This is a genomic window from Paenibacillus sp. J5C2022, assembly GCF_025567625.1.
In the GTDB taxonomy this organism is placed as follows: Bacteria; Bacillota; Bacilli; order Paenibacillales; family Paenibacillaceae; genus Pristimantibacillus.
In genome coordinates, this window is the sequence record NZ_JAOQJC010000006.1 from 198096 (window position 1) to 210320 (window position 12225).

General features: G+C 54.2%; 10 protein-coding genes. 2 read left to right on the forward strand and 8 right to left on the reverse strand.

Going from position 1 to position 12225, the window contains the following annotated elements; translation table 11 throughout:
* Window positions 1-107 precede the first annotated feature (107 nt).
* Window positions 108-545, forward strand: a complete 438-nt coding sequence (locus M6D81_RS07270) for a carboxymuconolactone decarboxylase family protein (RefSeq protein ID WP_262676175.1) — start codon at window positions 108-110, stop codon at window positions 543-545.
* A 1139-nt stretch (window positions 546-1684) separates the two neighbouring features.
* On the opposite strand, the gene prmC is transcribed toward M6D81_RS07270, so the two are convergent.
* From prmC to M6D81_RS07290, 4 genes are all read right to left on the reverse strand, one after another.
* Window positions 1685-2668 (reverse strand): peptide chain release factor N(5)-glutamine methyltransferase, encoded by a 984-nt coding sequence (prmC, locus tag M6D81_RS07275; RefSeq protein ID WP_262676176.1) that lies wholly within the window; start codon window positions 2666-2668, stop codon window positions 1685-1687.
* Window positions 2669-2840: 172 nt separating this feature from the next.
* Entirely contained in the window at window positions 2841-3920 is a 1080-nt protein-coding gene (gene prfA, locus M6D81_RS07280) for a peptide chain release factor 1 (protein WP_262676177.1), read from the reverse strand.
* 312 nt (window positions 3921-4232) lie between these two features.
* A complete protein-coding gene (gene ychF / locus M6D81_RS07285; RefSeq protein WP_262676178.1) occupies window positions 4233-5333 on the reverse strand; it encodes a redox-regulated ATPase YchF in 1101 nt (366 codons plus the stop codon).
* A 147-nt stretch (window positions 5334-5480) separates the two neighbouring features.
* Window positions 5481-5900, reverse strand: a complete 420-nt coding sequence (locus M6D81_RS07290; RefSeq protein ID WP_262676179.1) for an SRPBCC family protein — start codon at window positions 5898-5900, stop codon at window positions 5481-5483.
* A gap of 149 nt (window positions 5901-6049) precedes the next feature.
* On the opposite strand from M6D81_RS07290, the gene M6D81_RS07295 reads away from it, so the two are divergent.
* A complete protein-coding gene (locus tag M6D81_RS07295; protein WP_262676180.1) occupies window positions 6050-6193 on the forward strand; it encodes a hypothetical protein in 144 nt (47 codons plus the stop codon).
* Between the two features lie 133 nt (window positions 6194-6326).
* Here the strand turns inward: M6D81_RS07295 and M6D81_RS07300 are convergent, their stop codons facing one another.
* From M6D81_RS07300 to M6D81_RS07315, 4 genes are all read right to left on the reverse strand, one after another.
* The gene (locus M6D81_RS07300; protein ID WP_262676181.1) at window positions 6327-7208 is read right to left on the reverse strand and encodes a carbohydrate ABC transporter permease; all 882 of its coding nucleotides are present in this window, start codon (window positions 7206-7208) and stop codon (window positions 6327-6329) included.
* A gap of 22 nt (window positions 7209-7230) precedes the next feature.
* A complete protein-coding gene (locus tag M6D81_RS07305) occupies window positions 7231-8088 on the reverse strand; it encodes a carbohydrate ABC transporter permease (protein ID WP_262676182.1) in 858 nt (285 codons plus the stop codon).
* Between the two features lie 104 nt (window positions 8089-8192).
* Window positions 8193-9542, reverse strand: a complete 1350-nt coding sequence (locus tag M6D81_RS07310) for an ABC transporter substrate-binding protein (protein ID WP_262676183.1) — start codon at window positions 9540-9542, stop codon at window positions 8193-8195.
* A gap of 290 nt (window positions 9543-9832) precedes the next feature.
* The gene (locus M6D81_RS07315) at window positions 9833-12211 is read right to left on the reverse strand and encodes an S-layer homology domain-containing protein (protein ID WP_262676184.1); all 2379 of its coding nucleotides are present in this window, start codon (window positions 12209-12211) and stop codon (window positions 9833-9835) included.
* Window positions 12212-12225 lie beyond the last annotated feature (14 nt).

A 12225-nucleotide genomic window follows, 5' to 3' on the forward strand; every position in this document is an offset into this window, starting at 1 on the left:
GTTTGCTGTTCATCCATGCAGCGTCTGCCAGTTGTATTGGCACTGTATCGAGTCGCATTCGACCGTCACTGTCAGCGGCGACATCTCAAATTAGGGAGTGGATATTCATGACGCAAAGGATGCAAATGAACAAAGTGGTTCCGAAAGGTTACACGGCCATGTTGAACATGGAAAATTATGTGCAGACATCGGGAATCGATAAGACAACATTGGAGCTGATCAAGATCAGGGCGTCGCAAATGAACGGCTGTGCGTTCTGCATCGATATGCACACGAAAGACGCGAGGGCGTACGGTGAATCCGAGCGGCGCATCTATGCGCTGAACGCATGGCGGGAGACGCCATTCTTCACGGACAAGGAGAGAGCCGCCCTGGCACTGACAGAAGCCATTACGCTCATAGCGGATAATCATGTGCCGGATGCGGTATATGAAGAAGCGGCGCGGCACTATGATCAGGAGGAGATTGGCAACCTGATTATGGCGACCGTCACGATCAACAGCTGGAACCGGATCGCCATCAGCACCGGCATGATGCCGGAATAAGCGGAAGAACAGGGGGAGGGGAGTTGCAAGCCGAAGGGGGACTCGCTATGGCTCACTTTTTGTACGATTTTTCGTACAATTTCCGCATCACGAGCCACTTTCCAGTCCATTTTGTACGATTTTTCGTACAAAGCTGGCGGAGTTACCCGCTTCGGCTCTCACTTTGTACGATTTTTCGTACAATTTCCGCATCACGAGCCACTTTCCAGTCCATTTTGTACGATTTTTCGTACAAAGCTGGCGGAGTTACCCGCTTCGGCTCACATTTTGTATGATTTTTCGTACAATTTCGGCATCACGAGCCACTTTCCAGTCCATTTTGTACGATTTTTCGTACAAAGCTGGAGAAGTTACCCGCTCCGGCTCACATTTTGTATGATTTATCGTAAAATTTCCGCATCACGATCCACTTTTTGGTTCAATTTGTACGATTTTTCGTACAAAGCTGGCGGAGTTACCCGCTTCGGCTCTCACTTTGTACGATTTTTCGTACAATTTTCGCATCACGAGCCACTTTCCAGTCCATTTTGTACGATTTATCGTACAAAGCTGGAGAAGTTACCCGCTCCGGCTCTCACTTTGTACGATTTTTCGTACAATTTCGGCATCACGAGCCACTTTCCAGTCCATTTTGTACGATTTTTCGTACAAAGCTGGAGAAGTTACCCGCTCCGGCTCACATTTTGTATGATTTATCGTAAAATTTCCGCATCACGATCCACTTTTTGGTTCAATTTGTACGATTTTTCGTACAAAGCTGGCGGAGTTACCCGCTTCGGCTCTCACTTTGTACGATTTTTCGTACAATTTTCGCATCACGAGCCACTTTCCAGTCCATTTTGTACGATTTATCGTACAAAGCTGGCGGAGTTACCCGCTTCGGCTCACATTTTGTACGATTTTTCGTACAATTTCCGCTTCACGAGTCACTTTTTGGTTCAATTTGTACGATTTATCGTTACTACTTGGGTCCATTCGGTACGAGGCACGCTTGGCGGGGCTATGTGACTAAAATGAGGATTGCGCACACTTTCCTCTACTTTTCCGATACTATGTGAACTTTTTGAGCGATAAGCCCCACCCCTATTTGCTTTAGTACCTTAGTAGTTACGATTTATCGTACAATCACCAGCCGACCACTACTCCTGTGTCGCAATAATGTGGCGCTCGATGCCGGCATAATCCTTGATGATCGCGATGCCGCTCCACACCCCCATCTCCCTCATCATGTCGGCGACGACGGACGGCTGGCCGATGCCCAGCTCGAAGGCGACAAGCCGCGGCAGCTGCGGCAGCTCCCGCAGCTGCTCCAGCATGCGGCGGTACGGGTCCAGCCCGTCCGCCCCGCCGTCCAGCGCGAGCTGCGGCTCATACTCCCGCACCTCGCGCTGCAGCCCTGGCAGATCCGCCGCCGGTATATACGGCGGATTGGACACGAGCGCGTCGATCGCCACGCCGCCGCGCCCGCCGCTGACGCACCCTGCTAGATAGGGTGCGAGCAAGTCGCCCTGCAGGAACTGCACGCGGTCCGCCACGCCATGGCGGGCCGCGTTCCTGCGGGCGACCTCCAGCGCGTCCGGCGACAGATCGGACGCGCTGACGCGCCAGCTGTGACGCTGCGCAGCCAGCGTCACGGCGATGGCGCCGCTGCCGGTGCCGACGTCGACGACCGTCGGCCCTGCTGCGGCGCCCGTCCCGGCGCCGACGCTATGCGGCGCCGGAGAACGCTCCGCCGCCGGCCATAGCCGGTCGGCGGCGGTGAGCACCGCCTCGACGAGCAGCTCCGTCTCGGGGCGCGGGATCAGCACGGCCGGAGTTACCGTGAACGGCCGGCCGTAGAACCATTGCTCGCCGATCATATATTGGATCGGCTCACCGCAAGCCTTGCGCTGCAGCAGCGCTTGCCACTGCTCCCTCTTATGCGAGGGGAAGGTGTCGTTCCAGGCAAGCAGCAGCGCCGCGCGGTCCAGCTCCAGCACATGCATGAGTAGCAGCTCCGCATTGCTGTCAGCCTCCTCCACCGCTTGAGCCTCCAGCCAAGCGGTCGCCTTGCGGCATGCCTCTCTGATAGTCAGCCCCTCGCTGAACGGCGCAGTCGTCCCCGTATTCGATTCATTCTGCATCGTACGTCCACTCCTCTCGCGCATCTGCCGCTACAGGTCACCAGAATGCTCCTTTCGTCAATAGCGCTAACGCTATTGCTACCGCAACAAAAAACCGGATGACCGCCTGAATCGTCCCGCCAAGGGATAAATTCTGCGGCTATCCGGCACTTGCTTATTCCGCTTCAGCTGATCATTGGCTGCCCATCGATTCTCTTTCCATCAGGTCCGCCTGCTCGGCTATCGTGAGCTGCCCGATAATATCCTCCAGATCTCCGTTCATGACGGAATCCAGCCGGTGCAGCGTCAGATTAATGCGATGGTCCGTCACGCGGCTCTGCGGGAAGTTGTACGTTCTGATCCGCTCGCTGCGGTCGCCCGTTCCCACCTTGCTCTTCCGCTCGCCGGCATACTTCGCTTCTTCCTCTTGGCGACGAACGTCGAAGATGCGCGCCCGAAGCACCTGCAGCGCCTTCATCTTGTTGTCGTTCTGCGACTTGCCGTCCTGACATGTCGCCATAATGCCCGTCGGCACGTGAAGCACGCGCACGGCGGACTTGGTCGTGTTGACAGACTGGCCACCGGCGCCGCTGGAGCAGAATGTATCAATGCGAATATCCTTATCCAGAATTTCCACTTCAACGTCCTCTACCTCAGGCATCACGGCTACCGTCGACGTCGATGTATGAATGCGTCCGCCGGATTCCGTCACCGGAATGCGCTGCACGCGGTGCGCCCCGCTCTCGTATTTCATCTTGCTGTACGCGCCCTTGCCGTTAATCATGAAGATGACCTCTTTAAATCCGCCCAGATCATTCTCGCTGAAGTCCATCAGCTCCACGCGCCAGCCTTGGGTATCCGCATACTTCGTATACATCCGATACAGATCGTAAGCGAACAAGGCGGCTTCGTCGCCGCCCGCAGCGCCGCGAATCTCCACAATAACATTCTTGTCGTCGTTGGGGTCCTTCGGCAGCAGCAGGACGCGAATGCGTTCTTCCAACTCCGTCACGCGCGGCGAGAGCTCTTCGATCTCCAGCTTCACCATCTCGCGCATCTCGTCATCAAGCTTCTCGTTCAGCATCAGCTTCGCATCTTCCAATTGCTGCGACGCTTCTTTATATTCCGTATAGGCCTCATAAGCCTCTTGTAAGTCCGACTGTTCCTTGGACAGCTCTCTAAGCCGCTTGGGATCACTGGATACATCGGGATCGCACAGCAGCTCGCTCAGCTTCTCGTATCGGTCGGCCAGCGCTTGTAATCGGTCTAGCACCGTTATTCACCTCTGTTTATTTTCCATTAAGATAATCATCATTATAGCATAACGAAAGTTCCGGTTGAATATGAGGTTTCTGGAGAAGTCTCCGTGAACGGCTGTTCGCTGCTCGTTATCCACGTGGATAACTGTTTCAGCGATGGTTGTACACAGAATTACGCACACTTGTCCACAAAACAACTGGAATTATCCACATAATTATACACAGCCTGTGCACATCTTGTCCACAATCTTGCCGGATGCAGCAAAAAACCCCCAACCTTGTCGGTTAGAGGCTGCTTAAAGCTGTATATAGCTTATCGCTAATGATTACACATTGAACCGGAAATGCATGACATCGCCGTCGCGTACGACGTACTCCTTGCCCTCCAGCCGCAGCTGGCCGCGCTCCTTCACGACCGCCATGGAGCCTGCGGCTACCAGATCGTCATAAGACACTACCTCGGCACGAATGAAGCCGCGCTCGAAGTCCGTGTGGATCACGCCGGCCGCCTGAGGCGCCTTCATGCCCTGACGAATCGTCCATGCCCGCACCTCTTGTACGCCAGCGGTAAAGTACGTGTACAGTCCCAGCAGCTTGTACGCCGCGCGAATGAGACGGTTCAGGCCGGACTCCGCAAGACCCAGCTCCTCCAGGAACATCTCCTTGTCCTCGCCCTCCAGCTCGGCGATCTCCGCTTCCACCTTGGCGCTGATCGGCACGACCTCGGCGCCTTCCGCCGCCGCGAACTCGCGCACTGTCTGGACGTATTCGTTGCCCTCAGTATCGCCCGCTTCCGATTCGCTTACATTCGTGGCGTACAGAATCGGCTTCATCGTCAGCAGATGCAGGTCCCGCACCAGAAGCTTCTCGTCGTCGGTCAGCTCCAGGCTGCGCGCCGGCTTGTCCTCGTACAGCGCTTCCTTCAGACGCTCCAGCACTTCGACCTCCTGCGCCACCTTCTTGTCGCCGCTCTTCAGGTTCTTCCTGGAACGCTCCAGCCTTCTGTCGATGGAATCGATATCCGCCAGAATGAGCTCCATATTAATCGTAGCGATATCTCCCAGCGGATCGACCTTGCCGGATACATGCGTAATGTTCTCATCCTGGAAGCAGCGCACAACGTGCACGATCGCATCCACTTCGCGAATGTGGGCCAGGAACTTGTTGCCTAGCCCCTCTCCCTTGCTGGCACCGGCCACGAGTCCCGCAATGTCGACGAATTCGAATGCGGTCGGCACGATATTGTTCGGCTTCACGAGCTCCACCAGCTTATATAAACGCTCGTCCGGCACTTCCACTACCCCGACATTGGGATCGATCGTACAGAACGGGTAGTTCGCGGACTCGGCGCCCGCTTGCGTAATTGCATTAAACAACGTTGATTTGCCGACATTCGGCAGCCCTACTATCCCTGCTTTCAAAGCCATGCGAGAAGACACCCCTATTTCCGAAAGTAAACAACTTCAGTCATTATACCCCAGACGCCATCTTTTGTGAAACGTTCTTGTCCGGCATCCGGGGAAAATGCGGAACTCCGACGAACAAGAACGTCCTATTCCCTCGTCAATGCCTTGTCAATGCCTTGTCAATGCCTTATCGATCGCCTCAAGCATCGTTCGCCAAGCCTTCTCCGACTGAGGGGCATACTCCGCCCACTTCGGATCGAGATCATAGGTTAACGTAACCTCGCACCCTGTCTCCGTCCCTTCGATATCGATGGCGACCCGGTCGAAATCCGGCGATTCCTTCGGTATTCCCCACGTAAATACGAGACGCTTCGGCGGAGCAATGACCAAATATTCACCTCGGTGGTCGATCTCCACATCATCTCTCAAATCGATAAAGGAGAATGACCCGCCTTCTCGGGCGTCAATATCCACACGGCCAATCTGGCCGTCAGGGAACATCCAGCTCACGACCGCATAAGGATCCAGCCACGCATCGAACACCTTCTCGGCAGGGGCGTTATAACGGTGTACAACAACTACGCTCACAACGATCAACTCCCATCGCAATTTATGCTGGCTTGGACATACTCTTGCATCAATTATAACGCATTGGAAGACATCTTCCTGCCAAGTCGTTCAGAATGTCTCAAGGCAGGAAGGAGATACTACAGTTCATGAGGAGGTGACACGCCTGTATGGAGAACAACACGCATCGCGGCAACTATAAAGGAACGACAAAAATGCATGCCAAAAATCAGGATATGGCTTTCGTCAACGATACAGTAGAGGATTCCAAGTCCGTCTCCAACTTTACTTCCCGCAAAAAAAAGAAGCATTAACTGCCGGAACATTTCCCATTACACGACAAGCAGCCACGGCATAACCGGCATCTTCCGGCTATAGCGTGGCTGCTTGGCTTTCGACTCTCCGTCAGAACGTGCAGCGAGGGCATACGGGCGCCGTCAATTGCCATCAGCCTTTGACCGCACCCTCTGTCAGCCCTTTCTCGATATACTTCTGGATAAACAAATAGACGATGAGAACCGGTACGACTGTGAGCGATACCGCTGCCGCCATTAGCCCAAAGTCTGTGCCGTACTGGGAGCTGATCTCGCTCAGCAGGGCAACAATGGGACGAACATTCTCTTTATTGACGAAGATCAACGCCGAGAACAGATCGTTATAGGACCACAGAAATACGAAGATGCTCGTTGAAGCGAACGCAGGTCTTGCCACCGGGAAAAATATTCTCGTAAACAAGCTCCAGCGGTTGCAGCCGTCGATGAATGCAGCTTCTTCCAAATCCTTAGGAATGGTCGCCATATAACCTGCAAGCACCAGGATGGCAAAGGTCAGATTGCCCGCCGTCTGAGGCAGAATCAAGCCCAGATGCGTGTTCACCAGCCCCCATCTGATCAACAGATCGTAGACAGGAACGACTGTGGCGAATGCCGGAATCAGCAAGCTGGCGTACAGAATGGAGTAAATCCATCTTCTTCCCCGGAACTGGAATCTGGACAGCACGTAGGCGGCAAGCCCGCCAACCAGCAATACCAGGATAACGACGCTGCCCGACATAATCAGACTGTTCATATAGCTCTTGCCGATGTTGATGCGATCGAAAGCCGTCGTATAGTTGGTCATGACAGGATGCCAGGATATAGCGAATGAATTGTTCATCACATCCCTGGATACCTTGAACGAGTTGTTGATGACCCAGAACATGGGATAGATCGTCGTGAAAGACCAGGCCGTAAGCACAATATACATCAGAATCATGCTGATGCTTATCCGGCCCCTTCTCTTCGTAACCGTTCGATGGAGCGGAACGTTTCCCCTTACTGTCTGTTGCATGGTTGAACACCCCTAATACTGCTTAGTATGTGATTTCTTCCCTCTTCATAAGCCGGTTCGCGAGCAGCGCCAGCAGCACGCCGAATACGACAATGTAGATCGCTATCGTAGAGCCGTAGCCGAAGTTCTGATCGACTATCGCCTTCTTGTACATATACGTGCCAAGCACTTCCGTGCCGTTCTGTCCTCTGGTCAGAACGAAGATGAACTCGAACACCTTCAACGTGCCCGTGATGGCCAACGTGATGACAACCTTAATGTCGCTCATAATGAGCGGAATCGTCAGCTTCATCGTCTTCTTGAACCCGGTAATCCCCTCCAGCTTCGCCGCTTCATAGAAGTCGGACGGAATCTTGGACATCGCCGTCAGGAACAAGACGAAGTAGAAGCCCACATAATGCCACACGGTGGGGATGGATATCGCCTTCAGCGCAAAGCTCTCGCTCAGCCACAGCACCTTGTCCATGCCCATCTGCTGAAGCAGATTGTTCAGCAAGCCGAACTGGAAGTTGTAGAACAGCACGAACAGCAATGCGATGGCGGTACCGGATATGACGACCGGGAAGAAGAACACCATGCGATAAAAACCTTTGCCCCACTTGATGCTGTCCACAAGCACCGCCAGCACCAGCGCTATGCCGACCTGGAAGACGATCACATACAGCATAATCTCCAAAGTATGCAGCGTCGCTCCCCGGAGCAGCTCGTCGGACAGCATTCTGGCATAGTTCTCGAAGCCGACGAACGTTTTCTCATAGAAGCCTTTCGTTCGGAAGAAGCTGTAGAATACACTTTTGAAAAACGGATAGTACAGAAATACGGACATGATGGCTGCGGCAGGCAGCAGAAACATCATTATATATTTGCGATCGCCCTTCATCGTCATCACCTTTGGGAATTATTTTCACGCGCAACCCTGAAATGATGACGCCGCCCTTGAGACCAGAGGGGCGGCGACTATTCCTATCGTTGCATGTTAAGAGATTACTTCTTGTTGGCGAGCTCGATCTCTCTTGCCGCTTCCAATCCTTCGGCCGGCGTCTTCTCGCCGGTCAGAATCGGTTGAACGTTGGCGCGAATCGTATTGAACGTTTCCGGAGTAACCTTGCTGTCGATCGGCATACTGATGGAAGCCGCTTCTCCGATCATCTTGAAGCCGTCCAGCGCCGCTTGCGGCAAGCCTTCCGGCTCAACGCCCTGTGCTGCCGGCGTGCCGCCGTTAGCCGTTGCAATCGCTTTAATCGTGTCTTTCGAAGTCAGATGCTTCAGCAACAGAACGGCAGCGTCCTTCTTCTGAGCGTTCTCATAAGTTGCCGTCGACATGTAGAAGCCAGTTCCGAAGCCGCCTACAACGTCCTTGCCTGAACCTGCTCCGCCTGGAATGGCGGGGAACGGAAGTACTGTAGTATTCGCTTTCGTATCGTCTTTCCATCCGCCGATTGCCCATGAGCCTTCCAGAATCATCGCGGCAAGCCCTTCAGAGTAGTAGTTGCCTGCCATGCTCAGGTCGATCGTAGCGGCATCCTGCGGGAATGCGCCAAGCTCGTACAGCTCCTTCATAGCGGCAAGTCCTTTTTCCCAATTCGGCTCGATGCCGTCGACAAGGCCTTTGTTCTGGCCTTCAGAGCCGGCTGCAGCCAGTACGAAGTGCTCAATCAGGTAGTGCGATTGATCGAACGGGCCGGACAGAGGAATAATGCCCTTCTCGGAGAACGTCTTCACAGCTGTTTTCATCTTCTCCCAATCCGTCGGCAGCTCCACGCCATGCTCCTCGAACAGCGCTTTGTTCACGAACAAGCCTTCGTAGAAGCCTGTCATCGGAATGGAATATATTTTGCCATCGGTATGTCTGGCGAAGTTCAGCGCAGCGGGGGCGAAGCCGTTTTTCCACTCCGGGTCCGCATCCAGCAGCTCGTCAAGCGCAACCACTTTGCCTGCGTTGATCATCTCATTGGCATCGGCTCCGATAAAGTAGAACAGCAAGTCCGGCTCGTTGCCGCTTGTCATGTCCGTGTTTACTTTTGTTCTGAAACCGTCGTCATTTGCCGACATCACGTCATTTTCGATTTTGATATGCGGATTCGCCTTCTGGAACTCATCCAGCGCCGTCGCGAACGCCTCACGCGCCGCATCCGTGCCGCCGAACGTCGAGAATACGCGAAGCTTCACTTCTTCTTGCTTAGGTTGCTCCGTTTCCTTCGGCGCCTCCTGATTCGCATTGCCGGTTGAGCCCTGTTTCCCCTCGTTGCTTGGCTTGCTGCTGTTGCCGCAAGCTGCCAGGAACATCATCATCACTAATATCACGCTTAGGAAGGTAAAAGCGGTTTTCTTCATTTGGCAATCCCCCTTGATAGAAGTTCATCGATATGATCCCGGCCGGGGTTCATGTGTGCTACACCTAAAATGTTAGGGCATGCGGGCAGGCTCCGTCAACGGCTTCGGAGCCCGTAACGGGGGGATATTCCTATGATTCCACGGGGGATATTCTATGACTGAACGGGGCACATTTTTCCGCTCGGAGGGGGAAATTTTCAAGTGGAACAAAGTAGTTGGTTAATAGGCAAACAGAGCCTGTGCTGCTCTTAGGGCAGCACAGGCTCTGTCTCACTATAGTAAAAGGGGGGTCAAATGCGCAGCGGCGCCTCCTGAAGCTCCGCACGCTTCTGCAGGTAGCGATAGAAGGCGATGGAGGCCTCCGCTCTTGTCACTTCCTTGTTTGGCAGGAACTTGCCGTCCGACAGCGTCATAATTTTGAGGCCGACGACGATGGCCGCCTGGCCTTTGTTCGCAATGCTGTCCGCATCCTTGAAGTTCACTTTGAACATATGGTCGTATTCCGCAAGCGTATTGTAGCCTAACGCCCGGACGATCAGCTCCGCCATCTCGTCGCGCGATACGGTCGCATCCGGCTCGAAGTTGCCGTCGCCGCGGTCAATCAGATTCTGCTCCAGCGCACTTTCCACATAGGCGAAGTATGCAGAACTTGCGGAGACATCATTGAACGAAGCTCTCATTTCTTTGCTGGCCAATCCGTCATAGCTAACGAAGCGGCCGCTGTTGCGGGCAAGCACGAGCATCTTGATCAGCTCTCCCCGCGTAATCTTCGCTCCCGGACGAACTTCCCCGTCCTTCAGATCGAGCGCCTTGTAGGCGACCATCAGCTCAAGCGAATGCTCCGCCCAGTGTCCTTCAATATCCGTCGCTCTGGGCCGATCCAGACTTGTCGCTTCGCCCGTCTCCTCGCTCCGCCACTGCCCGTCTCTGGCATCCAGGAATACGGAATCCTCCAGCGGTCTGCTGACAAGCAGGTACACCAGCTCCACCGTTGACTTCTTCTCGATGTCATCCGGCACTCGCTCTCCCGATGCGATCAGCAAGTTCACTTTCTCGACGGGCAGCGGCTGGCCGTCGAGCCAATACTGCTCCAGCAGACGATACGTCAACTGCGGCTTATACACATCCATCCAATGCGTCACGGCAGCCGGCTCGCTAATCAGTCTGGGAGTTCTATAGGCATAGTCGAAATCCGCAATGCGCGCTTCGAAGCTTCTCACTTCCCCCGTTCGCGCATCGATGTTCACATTCACATAGTCGTATTGCACGGCCGCGCCATGCACCTTGTGAACGAATGAGATATAATACGAGCCTATTTCTTCCGGCTTCTTGCTATCGTATTGCTTCTCATCCGGCTTCACGGTGTACAGCTTATCCGTCAGCCATGGCAGCTGCTCCTTCACGGCACTCTCGGCCTTCTCCAGCGCTTGCTCCAACGTTACGCCTTGCCCGTCATTCGCTTCATTATGATTGCTGTACTGATTGAAGCTCTGGATAACGCCGGTGCTGCCATCCACGCTGGCATAGAGATTCCCTGCTTCCTTGCCGTCCTTCTTCAGCACCCAGTTCAAATGCCATTGCAGCTGCGGCTTGCCGGTCCGCTCATCCTTGTAATCATTGAAGCTGCTGCTCACAAGTTCGCTTCCTTCGGGCAGCCCGAAGCTGTCCTTCACAGCGGCAATAGCATCCTTCTCCGATAACTGGCCCGACTCTGGCTTGCTGCCAAGCGGCAGCTTCGTCAGCGGATCGGCGGACACCTCTCCTCTCCGGTAATCGTAATAGCGATCCTCTCCCAATACTTCCCCGGACACGGCGTCGATCGCGAACGGCTGCAGCTGATAGCTGAGATAAGGCTTCGCGGCTCCCGTGCCTTGATTGTATGGAAGAATGTAATAGAGCTCCGGCTTCGCGGCTTTCTCCAATGCCGCTCGAGCCTCCTCCATCGTCAATGTCTTGCCAGCCTCGGGGAATGTGATTGTATCGTCCCATACGAGCCGGAAGCTCTGCAGATGACCTTCGCTGTCGATCGAAATGCGAATAAAGTTGCCATTGAACAGATTGCCGTTCACCACCCGCTCGTACCGCAGCTGATGCACCACTCCTCCTGTCAGCGGAGGAAGCGTGTCCGCACCGTAAGCCTCGTCCAGACGCAGCTGGGTCTTGTAAGAAGCCGCGAGCTCGCCGATCAGTTCCTCGGCCATCCGCTGCGCCTCCTTCCTGTCCACCTTCAGCGGAAATGTCGGCTTGGCCGACGGATTGTCCACATAGCTGCTGAAGGACATGAGCTGGCCGCTGTCTGCATCAATCGAAGCGCTAATATTGCCTATATGCTTTCCGTTCACTTGCTTCTGGAACTGCATATCCCATTCATAACGCTTGCCTTCTGTCAGCATATTGGTCTGATAGCTCGTTCTCTGCAAGACGTAATCCTCGGGAATATTGACGTATTGCCGAATAAGAGACTCCGCTTTCTCCTTGGATATTTTGCTGGCTCCTGCTTCCCCTTCTGCATCGACTGCATTGACCTGAACTGCGCTGCTCGTCCCTTCGCTTGCTTCCTCCATAGATGTCAATTCTTTGCTGGCTGAGGAGACAGGCATTGACAAGGCTGATGCAAACATTGCAACCGACAGTGCGAGCGCAAGCCTTCCGCCTTTATTTTTTCTCACTATTCAACCCCTCC